The 22,792-nt window shown below is 69.2% G+C and carries 16 protein-coding genes; 3 read left to right on the forward strand and 13 right to left on the reverse strand.

The window, feature by feature from the left end; translation table 11 throughout:
• Positions 1-160: 160 nt before the first annotated feature.
• Positions 161-4,561, forward strand: coding sequence for a hypothetical protein (locus ACFVXE_RS01335; RefSeq protein ID WP_389667987.1), 4,401 nt, complete (start codon positions 161-163; stop codon positions 4,559-4,561).
• Between the two features lie 66 nt (positions 4,562-4,627).
• On the opposite strand, the gene ACFVXE_RS01340 is transcribed toward ACFVXE_RS01335, so the two are convergent.
• Both ACFVXE_RS01340 and ACFVXE_RS01345 read right to left on the reverse strand, forming a co-directional pair.
• On the reverse strand, positions 4,628-5,182 hold the full coding sequence (locus tag ACFVXE_RS01340; RefSeq protein ID WP_389667988.1) for an SMI1/KNR4 family protein: 555 nt from the start codon (positions 5,180-5,182) through the stop codon (positions 4,628-4,630).
• A gap of 198 nt (positions 5,183-5,380) precedes the next feature.
• Complete coding sequence (locus ACFVXE_RS01345; RefSeq protein WP_389667989.1) at positions 5,381-6,130, reverse strand: hypothetical protein; 750 nt, start codon at positions 6,128-6,130, stop codon at positions 5,381-5,383.
• 901 nt (positions 6,131-7,031) lie between these two features.
• On the opposite strand from ACFVXE_RS01345, the gene ACFVXE_RS01350 reads away from it, so the two are divergent.
• Complete coding sequence (locus tag ACFVXE_RS01350) at positions 7,032-8,096, forward strand: biotin/lipoate A/B protein ligase family protein (RefSeq protein ID WP_389667991.1); 1,065 nt, start codon at positions 7,032-7,034, stop codon at positions 8,094-8,096.
• Between the two features lie 117 nt (positions 8,097-8,213).
• On the opposite strand, the gene ACFVXE_RS01355 is transcribed toward ACFVXE_RS01350, so the two are convergent.
• The 4 genes from ACFVXE_RS01355 to ACFVXE_RS01370 are packed head-to-tail and all read right to left on the reverse strand — an operon-like array spanning position 8,214 to position 13,104.
• On the reverse strand, positions 8,214-9,968 hold the full coding sequence (locus ACFVXE_RS01355; RefSeq protein ID WP_389667993.1) for an amino acid adenylation domain-containing protein: 1,755 nt from the start codon (positions 9,966-9,968) through the stop codon (positions 8,214-8,216).
• Between the two features lie 30 nt (positions 9,969-9,998).
• On the reverse strand, positions 9,999-11,474 hold the full coding sequence (locus ACFVXE_RS01360) for an AMP-binding protein (protein ID WP_389667995.1): 1,476 nt from the start codon (positions 11,472-11,474) through the stop codon (positions 9,999-10,001).
• 17 nt (positions 11,475-11,491) lie between these two features.
• Complete coding sequence (locus ACFVXE_RS01365; RefSeq protein WP_389667997.1) at positions 11,492-11,731, reverse strand: acyl carrier protein; 240 nt, start codon at positions 11,729-11,731, stop codon at positions 11,492-11,494.
• Positions 11,728-13,104 (reverse strand): condensation domain-containing protein, encoded by a 1,377-nt coding sequence (locus ACFVXE_RS01370; protein WP_389667999.1) that lies wholly within the window; start codon positions 13,102-13,104, stop codon positions 11,728-11,730. Before ACFVXE_RS01370 ends, ACFVXE_RS01365 begins: the two co-directional genes overlap by 4 nt.
• 248 nt (positions 13,105-13,352) lie before the next feature.
• Between ACFVXE_RS01370 and ACFVXE_RS01375 the strand changes: the two genes are divergently transcribed.
• The gene (locus tag ACFVXE_RS01375; protein ID WP_389668000.1) at positions 13,353-14,567 is read left to right on the forward strand and encodes an MFS transporter; all 1,215 of its coding nucleotides are present in this window, start codon (positions 13,353-13,355) and stop codon (positions 14,565-14,567) included.
• Positions 14,568-14,572: 5 nt separating this feature from the next.
• On the opposite strand, the gene ACFVXE_RS01380 is transcribed toward ACFVXE_RS01375, so the two are convergent.
• From ACFVXE_RS01380 to ACFVXE_RS01410, 7 genes are read right to left on the reverse strand one after another with little or no spacing between them, the layout of a single operon-like run.
• Positions 14,573-15,889, reverse strand: coding sequence for an acyltransferase domain-containing protein (locus tag ACFVXE_RS01380; RefSeq protein WP_389668002.1), 1,317 nt, complete (start codon positions 15,887-15,889; stop codon positions 14,573-14,575).
• Complete coding sequence (locus ACFVXE_RS01385) at positions 15,886-17,073, reverse strand: hypothetical protein (protein WP_389668003.1); 1,188 nt, start codon at positions 17,071-17,073, stop codon at positions 15,886-15,888. Before ACFVXE_RS01385 ends, ACFVXE_RS01380 begins: the two co-directional genes overlap by 4 nt.
• The gene (locus tag ACFVXE_RS01390) at positions 17,070-18,248 is read right to left on the reverse strand and encodes an acyl-CoA dehydrogenase family protein (protein WP_389668005.1); all 1,179 of its coding nucleotides are present in this window, start codon (positions 18,246-18,248) and stop codon (positions 17,070-17,072) included. The genes ACFVXE_RS01385 and ACFVXE_RS01390 overlap by 4 nt, the downstream gene beginning before the upstream one ends.
• Entirely contained in the window at positions 18,233-18,502 is a 270-nt protein-coding gene (locus ACFVXE_RS01395) for a phosphopantetheine-binding protein (RefSeq protein WP_389668007.1), read from the reverse strand. The genes ACFVXE_RS01390 and ACFVXE_RS01395 overlap by 16 nt, the downstream gene beginning before the upstream one ends.
• On the reverse strand, positions 18,495-19,388 hold the full coding sequence (locus tag ACFVXE_RS01400) for a 3-hydroxyacyl-CoA dehydrogenase family protein (protein WP_389668008.1): 894 nt from the start codon (positions 19,386-19,388) through the stop codon (positions 18,495-18,497). The genes ACFVXE_RS01395 and ACFVXE_RS01400 overlap by 8 nt, the downstream gene beginning before the upstream one ends.
• Complete coding sequence (locus ACFVXE_RS01405) at positions 19,389-20,126, reverse strand: thioesterase II family protein (protein WP_389668010.1); 738 nt, start codon at positions 20,124-20,126, stop codon at positions 19,389-19,391.
• On the reverse strand, positions 20,123-22,696 hold the full coding sequence (locus tag ACFVXE_RS01410) for a type I polyketide synthase (RefSeq protein ID WP_389668012.1): 2,574 nt from the start codon (positions 22,694-22,696) through the stop codon (positions 20,123-20,125). The genes ACFVXE_RS01405 and ACFVXE_RS01410 overlap by 4 nt, the downstream gene beginning before the upstream one ends.
• Positions 22,697-22,792 lie beyond the last annotated feature (96 nt).

Here is a 22,792-nt window from a genome sequence, read left to right on the forward strand (position 1 = left end):
CTTCAAGCGGCCCTGTCGACCAAGTCCCGTGTCCAGGGCGCGCAAAGCTTCCGCCTGCGTGATCGGGCGGCAGAGATCCGCTCGGCCAACAGCCGGAACTGAACGGACCGTCCATCCAACCCGAGGAAGAGTGTTGAAGAGACGAATACGCCGCCTACGTGTGGCGGTCACCGCCACAGTGGCCATGGCGGTGGCGATACCGCTCGGCCTGCCCGCGCAGGCCACTGAGCCCTCCCCGCCCAAGAATGCGGCACAAGGCCGGCAGAGCCAGCCGACGAACAATCCCGCCAAGCCGTCCGCGATCCCGGTCAAGGACCGCGCCAAGACCCTTGGCGCACAGTACAAAGCGTCCAAGGACACCGCCTTCACCACCAGCGGCGACGGTGCCGGTCTCCACCTGCTCGTCGCCGACGAGACCAACGGGTACGGGTGGAAGACGGCCGCCACCCTGCGGGAGGACGGCTTCGACGCCGACTCGTGGATCGGCAACGCCTGCCTGACCTCCTCGGGGAAGTACGCAGCCGTCGCCTACGCGCCGCGTACGTTCACCAACCGGCCCGAACTGATGGTGCGCGGCGGATTCACGGCCGTGGTCGACCTCACCTCGGGCAAGGTCACCAAGCTGCCGTTCACGGCGTCGCTGGCGTACTTCAGCCCCGGCTGCGGCAACGGCGACCAGGCGGTGTTCACGCAGCTCAGCTATGACGGCGACAAGAAGCAGCAGTCCCGGCTGATCTCCGTTGACGCGACGACCGGCAAGCAGTCCACGCCGGTCACCGTTCCTGGCCAGGTCACCTCCGCGATCCCGGCCAAGAGCGGCATCATCGCCGCGCACGGCAACAGGCTGGTGCGCCTCAACGGCGCCAAGGAGACCGAGCTCGTGCGTACGCGCACGGTCCCCTTCCAGCTCACCGCCGATGCTGACGGCGGGGTGACGTTCATCGAGCGTGAGCTGGACAAGAAGGAATCGAGCAAGCCGGAGAGCTGGGCCAAGTACCTCACCCCGGCCAAGACGCGCGGTGGCAAGGCTGCTGCCGCCACGGTGGCAGCCGGGAAGCTCGCCGACTGGGACCTGACCGGCACCGCCTCGGGACGTGTATTCATCACGGGCAAGGCCGCCAGCAAGGGCAAACTGCCCGCGCGCCTCGCCAACCCGGGTGGTCTGGCTGAGGGCGTGCGCATGTCCAGCCTGGGCCATGCCGCCGTGTCGACGGCGTGGGCGGATGGCAGGACAAGCCTGATCGCCCCGAAGGGTGCAGACTCCGTCCGTGCCGCGCGCTCTCAAGTCACGGTGCTGGCCACGGGCAAGACGGTTGTCCTGGACACGGCCCCGAAGGTTACGGGCAAGAACGGTGGCACCGGCATCAAGCCGTCACCCGCCCTCGGCGTTCCCTCACAGAGGAAGACCGCCAGATCCAGCAGCGGTGTCTCGCCTCGAACCTTGGCCGCGTCCCCGACCGGACCCGGCGAGGGAACGGACGAGCGCTACTGCGCCGTTGCCCGCAACGACGTCAAGAAGCAGGCGTACCAGCCCACGCCGCGTCAGGTCGAATGGGCCGTGGACCAGGCAGTCGTCGGTGAACTGCGCACCGACCGTCCGGCGAACTGGAAGAACACCGGGATGGACAGCTACAGCCCCAACGGGCTGTTCCCCCCGGTCGTACTCGCAGGTGACCCCACCGGAACCCTCGACAACGAGGACCCCGACGTCACCGATCGCTGGCACATCCCCTCGCAGGTGATGCTCGGTGTCACCGCGCAGGAATCCAACATGTGGCAGGCCGGTCGATACGCCGTCCCCGGGGTGACCGCCAACAGCCTCATCGGCAACTACTACGGCACCCAGTACACCGCTGACGGCACCCAGGCCGACCCCTGGCGGGTCAACTTCTCGGAGGCGGACTGCGGTTACGGCATCACCCAGGCTACCGACGGCATGCGTCTGGCGGGCAAGACGAAGCCGGGTGAGACTGCGCTGCCGCCCAGCACCCAGGAAGCCGTCGCCCTGGACTACACCGCCAACATCGCTTACGGCGTGCAGATCCTCTCCCACAAGTGGAATGACACCTACTACGCCGGGATGAAGATCAACGGCGGTAACCCGCAGTGGATCGAGAACTGGTTCTACGCCCTGTGGGCCTACAACTCCGGCTTCTACAACACCCCGGACTCCGCAGGACACCAGGGCCTGGGCTGGACCAACAACCCGGCCAACCCATTGTGGAAGGCCAACCGTGTCCCCTTCCTGCAGAACGCGGCGGACCCGGCCAAGGATGACTACAGCCACGCCGCGCACCCGCAGGACTGGCCCTACGAGGAGAAGGTCCTCGGCTGGGCCGCACGCCCCATCTCCGCGATGTCCGCTCCCAACACCTTCGGCCCCGGCTACCTCGCCTCCTGGTGGAACAGCACCGCAGAGCGCGCTGCGGTCAAGCCGCCGATCGACTTGTTCTGCGACAGCAGCAACAACTGCGACCCGTCCAAGATCAGCGACAGCGACTCCAACGACCCCGGCCAGGGCGCCTGCACTCTGGACTCCGGCGACAGCGATACCAACGCGCACTGGCTGCACTGTTGGTGGGACAAGTCGGCCCAGTGGAAGGACTGCGACAAGCTGGCCGAATGCGGCCACCAGGTCCACCGGTTCAACACCAGCTACCCGGAACAGCCCGACGGCAACTCCTATCCACCCCGCTGCTCCACCGGCCTGCCGTCCAACGCGCTCATCGTCGATGACATCCCCGACGGCACAACACCAGCGGGATCAAGCTCACGGGGGTGTGGCGCGGCGAAGTCGGACGGCACGTTCGACCTGACCTACCAGCCCTCCGACATCATCGACGCCGACACCGGGCAGACCATCACCACCTACCCCGGCAAGGTCGACACCCACCAGATCGGTGCCGGCTACGGCAACCACTTCTGGTTCACCCACACCCGCTCCGCGGAGTCCTACCCGCCACCGGGCGACCGGATGAAGGTCACGGGTACGTGGAAGCTCGGCAAGGAACTGACCGCCTATGACGGCCAGGCCAGGGTGTACGCGCACATCCCGGACCACGGGGCGCAAACCGGAGCAGCTCACTACAAGATCACATCAGGCGGCGGCGTCACCGAGAAGGTGATCTCGCAGAGCGACAACCAGTCCAACAAATGGGTGGACCTGGGTGCTTACTCGTTCACCGGGGTGACACCTCAGGTTTCCTTGGACAATTTCAACGGCGGTGACGGCAGCGCGGACATCGCGTTCGACGCGGTGGCGTTCGTTCCCGGTGACTACTGGGGACTGCCCACCGACCTGGCGTTCTCCGACCCCACCGATGAGAGCGGCCCCGATCCCGAGTTCCCCGAGGACCCGCAGGAGATCTCCGGACATCCGTTCTGGACCCCGGGTGTGACCGGCTTGACTGCAAAGGCCGCCGGTCCGGTGATGAAGGGAGCCGAACCCGCCAGTACGACCACGCGGACGGCCGTCAGCGCGGCGGACACAGCCTCCTGCTCGCTCACTCAGCTGTCCATCAACTACGACCGCACCGATGCGTGCATCGTCAGCCAGATGGGACTTAGCGGGGTGTTCCAGGACGAGCCCATAGATGTCGAGTTCAACTATCGACACGAGATTCACACCGACTACAAGTCCAAGATCATCACGCAGAAGGTTGACATCAGCGTTGACAGCGCCACGTCGAACGTGACCAGCGCGACGGTCAACCTCGACTTCGAATGCAAACTCGGCTACTGCAAGAACAACCCCGCAACCTGGAGCGGCTCGAAGACCTTCACCGGTGCCGGAGACCTACACCACCTGACGGCCACCCAGACCACGGAGTGGACCGGCACCGGCAAGAGCGATATCGAGTTGTCGTGGAGCAGTACTGCCAGCACCAACGGGATGGCGGCCCCGGACCCGCTCACCGCGAGCGAGGACGATCTTACGATCCGCTGCGACGACCAGCTCACCAGCCGACCTGCGGGATGCATTTTCCCGCGCTACAAGCCCACCTACACGTTCAGCGAATCCAAGTACCCCGCTGCCGCTGCCCATATCTGGCTGCTTCAGCACAAGCTCCCTTCCCACCTCGGGCTGAAGGGCCAAGGAGACCCGCTGAACTTCCTTGCCAACGACACCCCCCAGAAGAGCGATCCCACCAAGATGCAGAAGGACGTCAACCGCGACGTCATTTGCCCCAGAGGGTGGGCCAATGCATTCAATCCAACGCTCGTCACAGCTTCGGACAAGCCGAACTGCGACGAGTTCACCTTCGCTGCCACCTACCAGAGCGGCGGAATGTCCAAGGTCGACGGTGGCAAGAACCCCAACCCGGTCACGACCGGAGCCGACTGTGTCAACACCGTCACCATGAAGGATCCGGATGGCAAGTGGCGACTGCACCCGGCGCCGGGCGAGAAGGTCCCGACCTGGACCGAGACGTGCGGCCGCTCTGCCATGTCCGGCAGGCATAACCAAGGTTCCATGAACCGCTTCGGAACCACCTTCATGTACGCATTCCGCGTTCTTGACGGTGACCCGTACTGGCTCGACATAGCCAAGCCGCAGTAGCACAGCAAAAGACAGTGGGGCCCATGGCGTCGGTCGACGCCATGGGCCCTGTTCGTATGCCGACCATCAGTTCCAGATGAGCCTGCCGTCTTGAACACGTCCAGCAGCGCGCTGCTCCCCCGCAGAAATCTGCTCCATGAGGGCGACCATCTCGCTGAACAGAGCGGTCAGTGACTCGTGAACTCCGAAAGATGGCTCATCCCCATCGCCGAATGAACCGATCTGACCGCTACGCACATCCAGGAACTTGCCATAACAAGTATCATCGTCCGAGATGATCGGAATCCACTGCTCATGCCAGAACGGAAACTCCGGATCGGGGGACGGGTCGTCGCGCTCGATCTCCATCTTGAAGTGGTACGCCCGCTCCATGGCCGCGAGTCCCAGCAAATCGCGGTTGTTGCCGGGCACGACCCCCTCCGTGACACCAACAGGGCCGTTGTCGGCCCCGGAGGTCAGGAGCCACGTTCGAAGCTCGACCGGGAAACCGACGCCCATGCGCTCCTCAGCCGCGGTGATCGCTGCCGGCGCGGCGGGAGCGAGGACCGACGATGCAGTCGCCGGTGCATTCGTCTCCAGCCAGTCCATCAATCGCTGCCACGCCAGCTGCACATCTCCCACGGTCGTTCCTCTCCCCAAACGTGTGACTCCAGGCGCAGCCTACGACGTCGTCTTCGTCCAGACGCTGGAACCGCCTCTGACTCCCACATGATCGAGGGGCGGCCTCCGCGAGACCGCCCCTGAAAAGCCATCAGCCCGATCACGTTCCAGCCGCCCCGAAATCATCCCAAGGGCAACTGGAAAGCCCTGCCCGGCGCGCTAACCCACGCTACCGCGGGTCACGCGCACACCTGTGCCGACCGTGGTCACGTTGGTGCTGCCGTAGCCGGCGCACTCTCCGTATTCCTGGCTCCACGTGGTTGTGCCGGACAGGGAGCCGGAGGACGGTCCGCCGAACGTGACGTCGTACCGCTGCTGCTGGTCGCAGCTGGTCACGTTGTAGTACTCGATGAAACCCACCTGTGATGCCTTCAGGTTGCCGGAGCCTGTGGGCAACTTGTAGGTGCCGATGGGGATCTGCTGTCCGGTGTTGGTGTCGACCACGGTGCCCGACCAGGTGTCCGTGCCGGCCTGTGCGACCACAACGCGGAAGGTGTGGCCGTACACGGCGTCGAAGTCCACTCCGCAACTGACGCCGGCGCCGCCGTCAGCCCCGTCCGAACAGTTGGCGTGGGTGCTTGTCGTGCCGCTGATGAAGGAGGAGAACACCCCATGCAGGCGCTGGTGCCCGTTCGCATCCGGCCGCGGCTGCAGTCCTGCGTACCCAAGGTCGCTCTGCCCGGTGAACCCGTACTGCATCGCGAAGTAGGTCCCGGCCACATGGGCGGTGCCGGTGTTCACGGTGATCGGGAAGTTGAGGGATGTCAGTCCCCCACTGGGAGCCCCGCTGATGGACCACGACAGGAGTTCGTTCCCGCCGAAGGTCTGTGCCTGTGCGTCAGGTGCTGCGATGAACGGGACGAGTGCAGCCAGGGCTGCCACCACAGTGCGTGTCAACGCTCGTTTCATCTGATTCTCCTCAAGGGGGTGTTGAAGTCGAGCCTGGTCGTGACCGGTTGGCCACGCCTTCTCGGATGAGGTCCGCAGGCACTGACGACTACGCCACAGTGCTCGCGGTATGTCTGAGGTGGCTCTGTCGCCTCGGCTCCGGGGCCGACGACCAGCCTGGTTTCCCGTTGCTTCGCGACACGGATGCTCAGAGGCGTCCTTTCGGGCCTGCAGTGCTGAGCCCGGTGACAGAACACGCCGGTTGACGTCATCCGGTAGCGGTGCCCGGGGCCCCTTGCGCGCACCCCGAGCACCGGTGCCCCGGTGTCCAGTTCTCTCCCATCGACGTGGAGCGAAGGGAAGGCGACCACACTGTCGCCATGCACCTGACAATAAGCATGCCGAAATCTTCCTACTTGGCCCCGAAAAGAGCCGTGCACCGACAGCCACCGCACCCGTAGGCACTTTCTTCGTTCGCCGGAACTCTGAAGTCCCTTGCCTGCGGAGGACTATGGCGCCTCCAGTCGAGGAGTGTCAATACTTGCTTGCAAACACGTGACTTCACGCAGAATCAAACATTCACACCGAAGGGCAGGCCACCACCGGGCAGTTGCGGCCACCGTCGGCACGTTCCATGCGCTTGCCCTCGAAAGCCCGGAAAGGGCCTCCGACGCAGATCGGAGGCCTTCCGGAAGCAAAACCGCAGGTGGCGGCGGACGAGTCGGCCTGTACGCCGGGTTCTGTTCGGCACGCAGACGTATGGCCGACCTGACGGTCGTGCCCACGGGCCCACTCCAGCGGCGTCAGGGCTGCGTAGCCGCTCGTCTCAGGCAAGCATTAAGGTGCGATACGAGTGCATATCTCCGGACATCGGAGCAACGGACTCAGGATCCACACCGCGCACTGGAAAGGGAACGAAGCCGTGCATGGCGAGTACAAGGTGCCCGGCGGCAAGCTGGTCGTCGTAGATCTGGACGTCGAAGAAGGCGTCCTCCGCAACGTGAGAGTCGCCGGGGACTTCTTCCTGGAGCCCGACGAGGCGATCCTCTCGATCGACAGAGCCCTGGAGGGTGCCCCTGCTTCGATGGACGCCGCGGGCCTGGCGGCCCGGATCACGGCGGCGCTGCCGGCGTCGACCGTCATGCTCGGACTGAGCGCGGAAGGCGTCGGCATCGCCGTACGGCGAGCCTTGGCCCACGCGACCGAGTGGAGCGACTACGGCTGGCAGCTGGTGCACATGGGACCGCAGGCCCCGGCCCTGCACATGGCGCTGGACGAGGTCCTCACCGCCGAGGTCGCCGCCGGGCGACGGGCACCCACGTTGCGGGTCTGGGAATGGGCCACACCTGCCGTGGTCATCGGCAGCTTCCAGTCGCTGCGGAACGAGGTGGACCCCGGAGGGGCGGCGAGGCACGGGATGACCGTGGTACGCCGCATTTCTGGTGGCGGGGCGATGTTCGTAGAGCCCATGAGTACGATCACCTACTCTCTGTCCGTGCCGGAGTCGCTGGTGTTGGGCCTCTCCTTTGCCGACAGTTACGCCTACCTCGACGACTGGGTCCTGGGCGCTCTCGGCGACATGGGAATCAAGGCCTGGTACCAGCCCCTCAACGACATCGCCACCGACGCCGGCAAGATCGCCGGTGCCGCCCAGAAGCGGATGGTCGGCCCTGACGGTGGCCCTGGAGCCGTCCTGCACCACGTGACCATGTCGTACGACATCGACGCGGACAAGATGCTTGAGGTCCTGCGTATCGGCAAGGAGAAGATGTCCGACAAGGGCACCAAGAGCGCCAAGAAGCGCGTCGACCCGCTCCGCCGCCAGACCGGCCTCGCCCGTGAGCAGGTGATCGAGAACATGATCGCTTCCTTCCGTAACCGCTACGGGCTGACCACAGGCGAACTCACGACGGAAGAGCTGGCCCGGGCGGAGGAGCTGGTGCGGACGAAGTTCGCCACCGAGGAGTGGACCGCGCGGGTGCCGTGAACACCCCGCCGGATGCCGTGTGGCGTCCGACGGGGCGCAGGCCCCTGCCCGTGATCACGCAGGCTCGTGGTGTCTTCGCCCTCCGACCTTCGTGGAGAGCGGGAACACCATGGATGGTCATCGGTCACGCGACGCCTCGGTGGCGAGTCGGGCGATCGTGGGGTCGTAGAGGAAGTCACTGAGGGACACATCTGCCGAGAGGGTGTCGTTGATCCTGGACACGAGTCGCATGGCCAGCAGTGAGTGGCCGCCGAGCGCGAAGAAGTCGTCGGTGACGCCGACGGTGGTCAGACCGAGCATGTCCGCGGTGATCGCCACCAGTTGCCGTTCCAGGTCGGTGCGCGGGGCGACGGCTCCGGTGTCCAGGGCATCGTCCGGGACCGGCGGCAGCGCGGACCTGTCCACCTTTCCGCCGGCGGTCAGGGGCAGACCGGCGGAGGTCACGAAGGCGGAGGGGATCATCCATTCGGGGAGGGTCGCGGCGAGGAACTCGCGCATCCCCACCGGCCTCTCCCCGGGGACGGCGGGAACCACATGGGCCACCAGCCGCGGCCCGTCGGCCGTCACGTCCGCCACCACCGTCAACTGCCTGATGTCGGGATGCAGGCCCAGCGCCGCTTCCACCTCGCCCGGCTCGACCCGGTAGCCCCGGATCTTGACCTGGTCGTCGACCCGCCCCAGGAATTCGAGGACCCCGTCTTCCGCCCGGCACCGCACCACGTCCCCGGTGCGGTACATCCGCGCGTCCGCCTCGGTCGCAAAGGGATCGGCGAGGAATCGCTCCTTCGTCTGCCCGGGCTCCCCCGCATACCCTCTGGCGACGCCCGGACCGCCGATGTACAGCTCCCCGGCCGTCCCGGCCGGTACCGGTGTCAGCTCAGCGTCCAGCACATAGCACGAGGTGTTCGCGATGGGCCTGCCGATCGGCACCGACCGGGCACCCTCCGGGACCGACTCGATCACCCCGCACACCGCGAAGGTGGTCGCCTCGGTCGGCCCGTACCCGTTCAGAAAACGCACCGGCCGGGACGACGGCTCCCGCGCGGCCAGTTCACGCGCCCACGACACACTCACCACGTCCCCGCCGACCAGCAGATTCCGCAGACCGGCGAACGTGTCGGGCCGGTCCGCCATCACCTCGCTGAACAGCGCCGAGGTCAGGAACATGGTGGTGACACGGTGCGACGCCAGGGCCCGCCCCAGCCCGCCGGGAGACAGCACCGCCTCCGTCGGGATGACACAGACCGTGCCCCCGTGCAGCAGCGCCCCCCAGACCTCGAACGTGAACGCGTCGAAGGACGGGTCGGCCACCTGGGCCACCCGCTCATCGGGCCCGAACTCCACATAGTCGGTGTCGCAGACCAGCCGTACCACCGAACGGTGCTCGACCATCACGCCCTTCGGCCGGCCCGTCGACCCGGAGGTGAAGAGCACGTAGGCGAGCGCCCGCGCATCAACCGCCACCGGCTCGGCGACCGCAAGGGCATCCGGCACGGCGGCCGCACGCACGTCGTCCCGCGTCACCACCACCGACGCCTCGGCGTCGGCCAGCATGTCCCGCTGACGTTCGCGCGGATACCCGGGGCTCACCGGCACATAGGCACCACCGGCCTTCAGCACCCCCAGCACCGCCGTGATCAGCTCATGCCCCCGGTCCAGCAGCACTCCCACCCGCGCCTCGGCGTCCACGCCCCGGCCCCGCAGCGACTGCGCCAACCGGTTCGACCGGGCATCCAGCTCCGCGTACGTGACGGAGTGCTCCCCGTCGACGACGGCAATGGCCTCCGGCCGTGCCTGCACCTGTCGCGCGAACAGCTCAGGAAGTGACGATTCGGCCGGATAGGACGTCGTGGGGCCCCGCAGTATGCCCAATTCGTGTGCTCCAGTTCTCGATTCGGAGTGTCAGGACTCGGCGGCGAGTTCCCGGAGCGCGCCCCGGTCCGCCTTGCCGTTGCTGTTGAGCGGCAGGAACTCCAGGTGCAGGAAGCGGCGTGGCACCAGGTGGATCGGCAGCGTCCCGCGCAGTGCGCGCAGCAGGTCCCGCCGGGGGGCGAGCTGCCCGGTGTAGCAGGCGACCAGCTCGGTCAGGCCGTCCCGGGTGGCGGTGACCGCGACGGCCTGGCTCACCTGGGGCAGCTTCCGCATCGCGGCCTCCACCTCACCCAGCTCCACCCGGTGGCCACGGATCTTCACCTGGTCGTCCAGCCGGCCCAGATGGACCAGTTGCCCGCCCTCGACACCGACCCGGTCCCCTGTGCGGTAGTAGTGCTCGGCGTCGGGCCGGCCGGCGCCGGTGTGGTCCAGGAAGCGGCCTGCGTCGTCCCGCCGGTCCAGATAGCCGTCGAACCGCTGGGGGCCGCGTACGCACAGCTCGCCGGTGTCCTCGGTGATCAGGTACTCCAGACCGCCGTGGACGCGACCGATGGGAACCGTTCCGTTCGAGGTTCGCGGCCACTGCCGCGGGTCCCGGGGCAGTCGGTAATGAGCGCAGGCGACGGAGAGTTCGGAGGGGCCGTAGACGTTGTTGATGGCGGATTCCGGCGCTGCCGCATGCCAGGCCGCCACCTGTTCGTACGTGACCTGTTCGCCGCCGAACAAGCTGTGCCGCAGAGCGAGTTGCTGCCCGGTGGGCAACTGACCGAGTCCGGCAGCCACCGAGATCGCCGAGGGGACGGAGAACCAGTGGGTGAGCTTCCGGCGGGTCAGGTAGTCGACCGGGGAGAACATCTCCGTCCGGTCCGGCACCACCAGGGTCGCTCCGCCGCCCCAGGTGACGAAGAGGTCGAACAGGGAGGGGTCGAAGGTCAGGTCGAAGTTGTGCGACATCCGGCAGCCGGGGCCGACCTCGTACCGGGCGATGCTGTACGTGACGAAGGGCAGCACGTTGCGGTGCCTGATCGGAATCCCTTTGGGCCGGCCGGTCGTGCCCGAGGTGAACAGCAGATAGGCCGGCCGGTCCGGGTGCGCCTCGTACGGCGGGAGCCGCCCGCCGGGTGACGCGGACAGGACGTCGTCGTCGGTCAGCGGGAGCACCGGAAAGGGGCCGGTCCACTCCTGTCCGCTCTGCTTCCAGGCAGTCGCGTCGGCCACCACGACGTCCACCCCCGCCGCGTCGCAGATCCCGCGGTTGCGGGCGGCGGGGTAGCCGGGGTTGAGCGGCACGACCGCCGCGCCGAGCCGCAGCGCGGCCAGATAGCCCGCGTAGGCAACCGCGCCGCGTGAGGCGAACAGGCCGATCCGCGCGACGTCGCCGTGCGTGTCCCGGATCAGCTCGGCGACCGCCTCCGCCGCGTCCCGCAGCCGGCGGTAGGTCATGGACCCGTCCGGCAGTTCGACGGCGGAGGCATCCGGATGACGGTCGGCGGTGTCCGTGAACACCTGGTGGAGGCTGCCGCTCACAGGTCGCCCGCGAGCAGTCGCACCTGCGCCCGCACCGTGGAGTGCTGGAACAGTTCGGTCGCCCGGAGGGTGCGGCCGGTCAGCTCGTTGAGCTGATCGCACAGCAGCACCAGCAGCATCGAATTGCCGCCCGCGTCGAAGAAGCCCTCCTCCAGCGGGACCGCCTCCCTGTCGATGTCCAACGTCTCGGCCCAGGCCTCACGCACCGCGCCGAACAGGTCTTCGTCCTCGGTCACTTCGTGTCCTCCCCGTCCCTGCCGAGCGCCGACACCCGGGCCCCCGGATCCGTGACGACCGCGGTGAGCAGCCGCTCGTACTCCTCGGCCGCCCCCGAGACGGTCGCGGCGTCGAACAGGTCCCGGTCGTACTCCCAGATGAACTCGATGGCGCCGGACTCCTGGTGGCCGCGCTGTCCGACAGCCTGCTCGGCCCGGGGTATCGCGATGACGTTCAGGTCGAATTTGGCGCTGCCGTTGGTGATTCCGGGGATCACCTCGACCTCCAGCCCCGGAATGCGCACCGCGCGCATCGGGGCGTCGTGGAACGCGAACAGCACCTCGCACAGCGCCTGCCGCCCCGGTACGCGTCGCGGACGCAGCGCGGCGACCACCCGGTCGAACGGGAGGTCCTGGTGCTCCAGAGCACCGAACGTGGTCGCCCGTACCCGCCCGAGCAGTTCACGGAAGGACGGATCGCCGCGCAGGTCGGCGCGGAGCGCGACCGTGTTGACCACCATGCCGAGCAGACGCTCGGTCTCGGGCCGGCCGCGCCCTGCGACCCCCGAAGCGACGCTGAAGTCGTCCTTCCCCGACCAGTGGTGCAGCAGGACCTCGAAGGCGGCGAGCATCACGGTGAACAGCGACACCCGCTCCCGCCGGGCCAGGCCTCGCACCCGGTCGGCCACGTGCGCCGGGACGACGAACCGGGGCGCGTCGCCGGTGAACCGGCGCACGGCGGTACGGGGGCGGTCCGTGGGCAGGTCGAGGAAGTGCGGGACACCGTCGAGCTGCTTCCGCCAGTACGCGAGCTGTTCATCGGCCGCCGGCCCGTCCAGCCACGACCGCTGCCACGCCGCGAAGTCGGCGAACTGGAGCTCGGGTTCGGGCAGAGGCGACGGCCGGCCGGCGGCGTACGCCTCGTACACCGTGGCCAGTTCGTCGATGAAGAGGTTGAACGCCCAGCCGTCGTGGACCAGATGATGTTCCAGGTGGAGCAGGATGTGCCGGTCGTCGGTCACCCTGAGCAGCCGCCAGTGCACCAACGGCAGTCTTTCCACCGGGATCTCGGCGTCCACCGCCGAGCGGATCACCCTCCGCGCCGCCGACTCGGGGTGCGGTTCGCCGCGCAGATCGTCGACGGGGAGCTCGACCCGGAAGGGCGGATGGACCACCTGCCGGGGACCCTCGGCTCCGTCGGCGAAGGTCGTGCGGTAGATCTCGTGCCTGCGGACCACTTCGGTCAGGGCCCCGGCGAGGGCGTCCCCGTCGAGCGTGCCGGTGAGTTCGATCGTCGCCTGGAACTGGTAGGCACGGATGCCCGGATGGAGTTGCAGGACGAACCACAGCCGCTCCTGGGAGCAGGACAGCGGCAGGTGTCCACTACGCGGCACGGGACGGATGCCCGCGCCCCGCCCCCCAACGTGCCCGGTTCCGCCACTCATACGTAAGTCCCCTTTTCGGGCGGCCATGAGCACATCAAGTAGAGGCGAAGCGCCCACCCTGTGTCAATGATTCACCTCGTGCTCATGACAGCAGTGCCGGAGATCCCTAGGGTGGGACGCCTGTGCCGACGAGGGGTGGCGAAAATGACCGTGACGGCCCGGTGACCCGCGGTGGTCTGTGGCGTTCACCGGATTTCATGCGGTTGTGGGCCGCGCAGTCGGTCAGCGAGACAGGAACCCAGATCGGCCAGCTGGCCGTGCCCCTGCTCGCCGTCGGGGCGCTGCACGCCTCCGCCACCGAACTGGGGTTTCTGACCAGCGCCCGCATGCTGCCCTTCCTGGTGCTCGCGCTGCCGGCGGGGGCGATGCTGGACCAGATGCGCCGGCTGCCGGTCCTCATCGTCTCGGACGTGTGCCGGGCGGCCCTGCTGGCGAGCGTGCCGGTGTCGTACGCCCTGGGTGTGCTCTCGCTCGCCCAGCTCTACGTCGCCGTCCTCCTGGTCGGCGTGTTCACCGTGGCGTTCGACGTCTCCTACCAGAGCTATCTGCCCACGCTGGTACGGCGTGAGGAACTGGCGGACGCCAACGCCAAACTGACCGCCAGCGCTTCGGCGGCCGAGATGGCGGGTCCTGCCGCCGCCGGTGTCCTGGCCGGATTCCTGGGGGCCGCCGCGACCGTACTCCTCGACGCACTGAGCTTCCTCGCCTCGGGCCTGCTGTGCCGTGCGATCCGGCACCCCGAGCCCGCGCCGGAGAAGGCGGGCGCCGGAGCGCCTCGGTCGCTGCGCAAGGAGGTCGGCGAAGGTCTCGGCTTCGTACTGCGGCAGCGGATGCTCCGCGCGGTCGCCGCCTGCGCCAGTCTGCTCAACCTCAGCTCGTCCATGCTCATGGTGCTGCTGACGCTGTACATGGTGCGGACGCTCGGCTATCCCTCCGCCCTGGTCGGTGTGGTCTTCTCGCTGGCCGGTGTCGGCCTGGTGGGCGGGGCGTTGTGCGCGAGCCGGGTCATAGCCCGCCTGGGGTACGGTCGTTCGATCACGGGCGGCGCAGCGCTGTGCGCGGTGGGCCTGGTCCTGATGCCCGCCGCGTCGCCGGGGCTGTCGCTTCCGTTCCTCGCCGTCGGCCAGCTGCTGTTCGGCTTCGGCGTACCACTGTTCAACATCGCCCAGGTGACCTTGCGGCAGGCGATCACACCCGGCCGGCTGCACGCAAGGATGAACGCGTCCATGCGGTTCGTCATCTGGAGCACCATCGCGGTCGGCGGCCCTCTCTCGGGTCTCCTCTCCGGGACGCTGGGGCTGCGGGGCGCCATCGTCGTGGCCGCCGCCATCGGTGCCGTCTCCTGGCTGCCGTTGCTGGGGTCACCGGTCCCGGCGCTGCGCGAGCTTCCGGATGCGCCCGCCGAGGTCTGACCCGTTCACCCCTCCCGCAGTCCGTGCCAGTCGATCTCCACTCCCGCGGCCCAGAGCTGACCGGTGGCGGTGAGCAGCAGCTCGCGCTCCGTACGGCTCTCGAACTGGCCGGGCAGGGTCTGCACGACGGACCTCGCCGCGTCCGCCGGACGGTTCGGGTTCTGCAGGGCGAGACCGGCCAGCGCCTGCCCCGGGCCCAGTACCACCAGGAGCGGGTCGGGGAGCCGCCACACTTCGGCCACCTCGTCGGCGAACCGGATCGTCCGGCTCAGCTGCCCCGCCCAGTAAGCGGGGCTGGTCGCCTCCTCGTCGCGCAGCCAGGTGCCCGTCACGTTCGACAGGACGGGCAGGGCCGGCGGGCGGAGCGGGAGCGTCCCGAGCAGTTTCTCCAGAGGTTCGGTCAGCGGCTCCGTCATCGCCGAGTGGAAGGCGTGCGACGTGGCCAGGCGCCGGCAGGCCAGCCCCGCGTCGGTCAGCTGCCGTGCGGTTCGCTCGATCTCCTCGACCGGCCCGGAGAGCACCGTCTGCCCGGGGCCGTTCAGCGCGGCCAGTGACACCGGCCCGCCCAGATACGGCCGCAGGGGCTCCGGTCCGGCCATGACGGCGAGCATCGCACCGCCGGGCAGTTCGTCCACCAACCGGGCGCGGCACGTCACCAGGCGCAGGGCGTGGTCGAGCGGGAGGACACCGGCGATGCAGGCAGCCGCGTACTCACCGATGCTGTAGCCGGCCAGGACGGTCGGCCCGGCGCCGAGGGAGGTCAGGGCGCGGGCCAGCGCGTACTGGAGCGAGAACATCAGGGGCTGGGCCACGACCGTGCGGTGGATCTCCTGCGCGGTCTCACGCCGGTCGAAGAGCGCGGCCAGGCCCGGGGGGCCGCTGTCGCCGGGTGCCGCCGGAGCGTCCGGCGGGAACAGGACGGGGCGAAGGTCCAGGTTGTGGTCGGTGGCAAGCAGCCCGAAACAGCGGTCGAGTTCCTCACGGAACGCCGGCAGACACCGGTAGAGGCCGGCGCCGAGCCCGGGGTACTGGTCCCCGACCCCGGAGAACAGGAACACACGGGACGACCGGGAGCCCGGACCGCCGGTGGACACCCTTCGTGGATCGCGCTTACGCAGTCGTCGCGCCGCGTCCGCCGCGGTGCTCGCCGCGACCGCCCGCCGTACGGAACCCGGTGGGGCCTGCCCGGCCGGCACCGCCGGCAGTCCGGCGAACCCGGCGTCGTCCAGGCTCTCCAGCTGCCCCGCGAGCTCATCGGTGGCCCGTTCCAGCGCCTCGGACGTCGGGGCGGAGAGCGTCAGCAGACGGGGGTGCACGGTCATGGCGCCACCGCCTCCCTGACGGCTGCGGGCCAGTCTGCGGGGTCCACGCCGTGCCGGCACAGGAAGGCGTAGGCGAACCGTTCGAGCCCGAAGCCGGCGCAGCCGGTGAAGACGGCCTCGTCCGTACTGCTCCGGATCCCGAACGACTTCCCGAAGAGCTGTTCGTGGTAGTTGAAGGATCCGACGGCGACGTCGCGTTCCCCGTCCAGCGGCAGCCGCAGCTCGTACTTCAGCTCGAGCAGCCGCTGCGACCAGGCACGTGCCGCGGTGGCGTCGTTGAGGAAGAACGGGTCACCCGCGACCTCGCACCGGCCTCCCAGACCGAGTGACTCCACCAGGGCGTAGGTGCGTTCCATCAGCCGGGTGCGGGCGCCGAGGACGAATTCGGGCGATCCGAGGAACACGATCTCCCGGATCGTGAAGTCCCACAGCCGTTCCAGTGAACGGCTGTACCGGGACTCGTGCCGGAACGACTTCCCCCGGGACGTCACCACCAGTGACCCGGACGGCAGCGGGCGGTCCGCGTACTGGTGATACGTGTGGAAGCACATGGTCGGCGGCAGACAGTGGTCGAAGCCGCCGCCGTGCGCGCGCAGCCCCTCCGAGAGATCGCCGCCGTCGGCGATGGTGTCGAGGAACCCCCGGTAGGCGTCGGCGTCGCCGTGCAGCCGGGAGACGAACATGAGCAGTTGCGGGAACGATTCGAAGTAGCCGGTGCGGCGTAGCGCGTCGGACGGGATCAGCGTGGGATAGCGGAACTCCCGTGCCCCGAACTCTTCCATGACCAGGGCCCGGATCTCCCGGTCGAGATGGTCCATCAGCGACAGGACGGGCTCGCCGAGGGCGATCTGACCTTCACCGGCCTCCGTGGCGGCCCCCTGGGCCAGCAGCTCGCCGAACACGTCCCGGACCGCCCCCGGGGCGGCGGCACGCCAGACCACCTTCGGCTCCACCAACCGCTGGCCGACCACGTCGTTCGCGACGACGAGGTGGAGCTTGCGGGCGAGTTCACCGGGGTCGACGGCGCCGGCCGCCGCACGCGTGGTCACGTCCACGGCCGTGATCTCGTCCCCGGAACGGACCAGGGAGAAGCCGGTGATCGTGTCCGAGACGAAGTAGACGCGCTTGGCGAGCTCATCGGCGAGTGTCGCGGGCACCGGTGCGGCGAGCGGAATCCTGGTCATCGGGGCCCGCCCGAGGAGAGCGCCCCGCGCACTCCGAGCAGCTCGGCGAGGATGCCGCGCTGCACGGCGTTCGTCCCGGCGTAGATGGGGCCGCCGAGCGCGTCGCGGAGCTCCCGCTCGATCCCGTCGTCGGTCAGGTATCCACGTGCTCCGTGCACCTCCACCGCTCCCATCGCCGTCTGCACCAGGCTCTCGCTGATGAAGATCTTGGCCATCGTGGCTTCGAGCAGCGCCAGCCGGCCCTCCCGTTTCAGCCATCCGATCCGGTAGAGCAGCGTCCGGGCCAGCTCCAGCCGGATCTTCATGTCCGCGATCGGGTGCGAGACGGCCTGGAAGGTGCCGATGGTGCGCCCGAACTGCTCCCGGGAATTGGCCTGTTGCACCGAGGTCTCCAGGATCCGCTCCATGGCGCCCACCTGGGGTGCGAACATGAAGGACCGCTCCCATTCGATGGTCGAGGTGAAGACCGGGTAGCCGGCGCCCTCCCGCCCGAGCAGGTTCGCCGCAGGCACCGGGGTGCCGTCGAATTCGACGATCCCCATCGGTGTGGTCCGCAGCCCCATCTTCGGCAGTTCGCGCGCCTTGACGACACCGGGCATGTCGCTGGTGACGACGAACGCCGACAGCTGGTCCTGCGCCCGCGCCCCGTCGCCGGTGCGGGCGAGGACGACGAAGACGTCGGCGACCGGACCGTTGCTGATGAAGCACTTGGTCCCGTGCAACCGGTAGCCGTCACCGTCGCGTTCAGCGGTGGTGGTCATGCTGAGGACGTCCGAGCCCGCCTCGGGCTCCGACAGCGCGTGGGCACCGATCAGGGTGCCCGCGCTCAGGGGTCTCAGGTAGCGCTGCTTCTGCTCCTCCGTGCCGTGCAGCAGCAGATAGATCGCGCAGCCCCAGAGATGGTTGTTGACGGCGAACACGAGTCCGTTGTCACGGCAGCCGTAACCGAGCGCCTCCAGGGCGACGATCGTGGTCAGCGGGTCGAAACCGCGCCCCCCGTACTCCTCGGGCACCGGCCAGCCGAGTACGCCGAACTCCGCACACCGGCGCCAGTCCTCCCGGGGGAAGCGGCCCTCGCGGTCGTCCGCGGCCGCGTCGCGGCCGAGCTCCTGCTGTGCGAACGCGATCACCTCCTTGCGGAGCGCGCGTTGCTCGACGGTCAGTTCGAAGTCCACGCGCCGTCTCCGGCCGGGGTCCGCTTGCCGGCCACGAAGCCCGCGATCGCGTCGACCGTCGAGAAGTTCGCGAAGTCGAGTTCCTTGGCGCTCACCTGGAGGTCGAAGGTCCGCTCGACCCACATGACGAGCTGTACGGCGAAGAGCGAGTTCACGAGCCCGGCGGCGAAGAGGTCCTCGTCGTCGTCCACCTCCACGTCGTGCACATGCGTGGCGATGAAGTCGCGTATCCGGTCCTTGTCGTCCTCAGCCATGCTGGCGGTCTCCCGACTTGTCGGAGGGCTCGTTCGAGCGCTCGTACGAATGGAAGCCCTGACCGGTCTTCCTGCCGTGCAGGCCGGCGTCGACCATCCTGCGCAGCAGCGGGCAGGGACGGTACTTGGGGTCGTTGAAGTCCTCGTACAGGACCTGGAGCGAGAGGTACACGGTGTCGAGCCCGATGAGGTCCGCGGTCTCCAGCGGTCCCATCGCGTGCCCGAAGCACTCCTTGAACAGACGGTCGATGTCCCTGGCGGTGGAGACACCCTCGTGGAGCGTGAAGATCGCTTCGTTGAGCGTGATCATCAGGACCCGGTTCGTCACGAACCCCGGGGAATCGGCCACCACGACGTGCCGTTTGCCGACTCCGTCGAGGAGTGACTGCGTGTGTGCGACCGTGCTGTCCGAGGTGTGGTGACCGCGGATGAGCTCGACCGTGGGCTTGAGCGGGGCCGGGTTCATGAAGTGTGTCCCGATCACCCGGTCCGCTCTCCCGGTGGCCGACGCGATCCGGGTGATGGGGATGGCGGACGTGTTGACGCCGAAGGGCACGTGCGGCGGGCACACTGCGTCCAGCTCGGCGTAGAGCGGGCGCTTGATCCCCCAGTCCTCGGTGACGTTCTCGATCAGATAGTCCACCTGGCACAGCTGCTTGAGGTCGGTGGTGAAACGGATGCGCCCGGTGACCTCCTCCGGCGGCCGCGGTGGCGTCCCGGGGCGGATGAGCGGCGCAAGCCGTACGTGCCTGCTGATGCCGGCCAGTGCCGCTTCGAGGATGTGGTCCGCGACGTCCACGAGCACGACCTCGTGCCCGCCCTCGGCGAACAGCTGCGCCACCCCGCTGCCCATGGTGCCCGCGCCCACCACGCCTATCCGGTCCACTCAAGGCCTCCCCTTCGTCGAGAAAACGGTCTCCCGCAGGACGCGCAGCGTCTCGTGTCGCTCCTCGCGGAAGTAGAAGTGCCCCCCGGGCACGAGCCTCAGCTCCGTCGGACCGCTGGTGTGCGCGGCCCAGCCGCCGGCCTGCTGCGCCCTTGGTTCCTCCGCGCCGGCCAGGGCGGTGATCGGGAGGTCGAGCGGGTCGTCCGGCACGTAGTGGTAGTTCTCCAGGAGGGCGAAGTCGGCCCGGTAGGCGGCGAGTGCGTGCTCCCGCAGGCCCGGATCGTCACGCAGGTGGTCCATCGACTCGCCCCCCTGCCGCTCGATCCCGTCCAGCAGCACGTCGTCCGGAAGGCCGCGGACCGACTGCCGGACGGGCGGCGGGGGCGGAGCGGGGCAGGACGACACGATCAGCCGGTCCGGCTGGGGCCGCCCCCGTCTGCGCAGCTCCCTCGCCACCTCGAACGCCACCAGCGCCCCGAGGCTGTGGCCGAGCAGGACGAAGGGTCCGTCGAAGGTGACGGCCGACACCAGGGCGTCCACCAGGGGTTCCATGCGGGTGAAGGGCGGCTCGGCCAGCCGGGTGGTCCGGCCGGGCAGGTGCACTCCCCAGACCTGCATCTCGGGCAGGTCGTCGGACCAGCGGACGTACTCCCCCGGCGACCCGCCGGCGTGCGGGAAGCAGTAGAGGGAGGTGACCGCGTCCGGCCGCCTGTGCCGGCGGACGGCCCATCGCGTCATCGCTCACCACCCGCGGCCGCGCGCTCGTCGATCAGGGCGGCGAGCTCCGCCGCCGTCGGGGCCTCGAAGAGTGTCCGGGGTACGAGTTCGACCGGGAAGACCAGGCGCGCCCGTGCCACGAACTGGGTGGCGATGAGTGAGTCGCCCCCGAGGTCGAAGAAGCTGTCGTCCGGTTCGACGTCCGGCAGGTCGAGGATCTCGGCGAACAGCGCGGCCACCCGGTCCAGCGTTCCGGCCCCCGCGGACCACGCCGGTACGGGGACGGCGGCGGAACCTGCGTCAGGTCCTGGCACCGCCGCCTCCACGAGGTGACGCTGCCGTTCGAAGGGGTAGGCCGGCAGAGCGACCCGCCGGGGAGGCCGGCCCTCGTGCACCCCCGCCCAGTCGATCCGCGCACCCGACAGCCAGAGCTGCCCGAGTACGCGGAGCACGCCCTGCTCGTCACCCGGCACCCGCCCGGCCTCCACGTCGAGCACCGTGCGGTCCGGGTCGTCGGGCAGGGCGGGCGCCGGGTCGCCGGGTCGCCACGACATCCTCAGACGCTCCGCCCAGTACGCCGGATCCGTGGCCTGCGCGGAGGACGTCCGTCTCCCTCCGGCCGCCGCGCCGAGGGGGATCCGGGGGGCGCGCGGGCCGATTCGTCCGATCAGCTCCGTGAGCCGCGAGGTCTCCGGTCCGGCAGCGGCCTGCACCGCGAGGCGGGCCGCGTCGGCCGGCCGGAACACCCCGGCCACGGTCGCCGCCACCAGCGCGCCGATGCCCTCGCCCGCGACCGCGGCCGGTTCGGCTCCCCAGTGCTGCCACAGACACGCCAGTGCGTACTGTCCCGCGAACGCGACGAGCGGGCCCGGCTCGTTGCCACCGTCCTTGAACGCCTCCTGCGCGCCGCAGTCGCCGGCAGCGTGCCGGAACACCGGCTCGCTGCCCTGGAGACGCGCCCAAGTGTCCCTGTCTGCAAGGGGGTCTACCGTCGCCGGGAACCGGAGGAGCAACGGCCGGGACCGAGTCTCCCGGTCCGCGGTGATCAGCCCGGCCGACTGATCACCCGTCAGCACCCGTACGGCGTCCGCATGATCGCGGACCACCGCGAACCGCCGGTGGCCTTGCTCGCGGCGTCCGGCCTGCAGCGTCCAGGCGACACCCGCGAGCGGTTGCCCGGGCTCCGCGCCCAGGTGCTCGGCAAGGCGGCCGGTGACGGTATCCAGCGCGGTGGGCGTCCTCGCCGACAGCGGAAGCAACTGCCAGCGAAGGTCGGCCGGTTCGGGGTCGGGCCGTACCGGCGGCTGTTCCACGACCACATGGGCGTTGGTGCCGCCCGCGCCGAACGAGCTGACGCCGCCGCGCCGCGGCACCCCCTGCGGCTGCCAGTCCTGCCGCCGGGTGACCACGCGGAACGGACTCGTCTCGAAGTCGATCTCCGGGTTGGGCACCGTGAAGTGCAGACTGGGCGGGATGACCCCGTGCTTCACCGCCAGAACCGTCTTGATCAGCCCGGCCACGCCCGCGGCGGCGTCGGTGTGCCCGATGTTGGTCTTCACCGATCCGATCCCGCAGAATCCCCGGCGCTCGGTGTCGCGCCTGAACGCCTGGGTCAGGGCGGCGAGTTCGACCGGGTCACCGAGCGGGGTACCGGTGCCGTGGGCCTCCACGTAGGTGCAGGATCCCGCCTCGATCCCCGCCGCGCGCTGCGCCTGCTCGATCACCGCGGCCTGCCCGTCGACTCCGGGGGCGGTGAAACCGATCCGGTCGGCGCCGTCGTTGTTCACCGCGGAACCACGGATGACCGCGTCCACCCGGTCCCCGTCGGCCAGCGCGTCCGCCAGCCGCTTGAGCACCACGATGCCCGCTCCGTCGCCGCCCACGACCCCGCGGGCGCCGGCGTCGAAGACCCTGGCGACGCCGTCCGGCGCCTGGATCCCCACCTCGTCGGACGCATCGAGGCGGAACGGGACGCGTACCGTGACGCCGCCGGCCAGGGCGAGGTCGCAGTCGCCGTCCAGCAGACCCCGCACCGCCAGGTGCACGGCTACCAGCGAGGTGGCGCAGGCGGCCTGGACGGTGACGGCGGGACCGCGCAGACCCAGCTTGTGGGCGATCCTGCTGCACAGGAAGTCGGGCCCGTTGGCCACCCGGATCTCCCAGTCCGACACCGAGGGCAGCTGCGCCCGCTGCGCCTTGAGGATCTGCGCGTACTCGTTCTCGCTGCTGCCCGCGTACACGCCGATGCGGCCGGGGTGACGGGCGGGGTCGTAGCCGGCGTTCTCGAGCGCGGTCACGGCGCACTCCAGGAGAACCCGTTGCTGCGGGTTGATGACCCGGGCCTCCCTGGGCGAGACGCCGAAGTACCCCGCGTCGAACCACTCGGGGCTGTCGAGCAGGCCCCGGGCCGCCACGCCCTCCGGTCCGGTGCGGCGGGTGACCGAGTCCGTGCCGGAGAGCAGGTTCCGCCACAACTCGTCCGCGTCACGCGCCCCGGGGAAGCGGCACGCCAGACCGATGACGGCGATACGGGTGGCGGCCTCATCATCGTGCTGGCACGCATCGGTCGTGCTCTGCGCCGGACCCGCCACTGATCGCCCACCTAGCTGTCATGCCGACGTCAAATCGCGCTGCGGCTGGCCAGGCTACCTGTCCGACCTGGCGAAGGAGAAGAGGATCGTTACGGT

This window comes from Streptomyces sp. NPDC058231, assembly GCF_042882275.1.
Taxonomy (GTDB): domain Bacteria; phylum Actinomycetota; class Actinomycetes; order Streptomycetales; family Streptomycetaceae; genus Streptomyces.

Bases quoted from the DNA above. Each gene is read 5' to 3' on its own strand.
- ACFVXE_RS01345 (WP_389667989.1), bottom strand. From the start codon at position 6,130: ATGAAACGAGCGTTGACACGCACTGTGGTGGCAGCCCTGGCTGCACTC.
- ACFVXE_RS01375 (WP_389668000.1), top strand. From the start codon at position 13,353: ATGCGGTTGTGGGCCGCGCAGTCGGTCAGCGAGACAGGAACCCAGATC.
- ACFVXE_RS01380 (WP_389668002.1), bottom strand. From the start codon at position 15,889: ATGACCGTGCACCCCCGTCTGCTGACGCTCTCCGCCCCGACGTCCGAG.
- ACFVXE_RS01385 (WP_389668003.1), bottom strand. From the start codon at position 17,073: ATGACCAGGATTCCGCTCGCCGCACCGGTGCCCGCGACACTCGCCGAT.
- ACFVXE_RS01395 (WP_389668007.1), bottom strand. From the start codon at position 18,502: ATGGCTGAGGACGACAAGGACCGGATACGCGACTTCATCGCCACGCAT.
- ACFVXE_RS01405 (WP_389668010.1), bottom strand. From the start codon at position 20,126: ATGACGCGATGGGCCGTCCGCCGGCACAGGCGGCCGGACGCGGTCACC.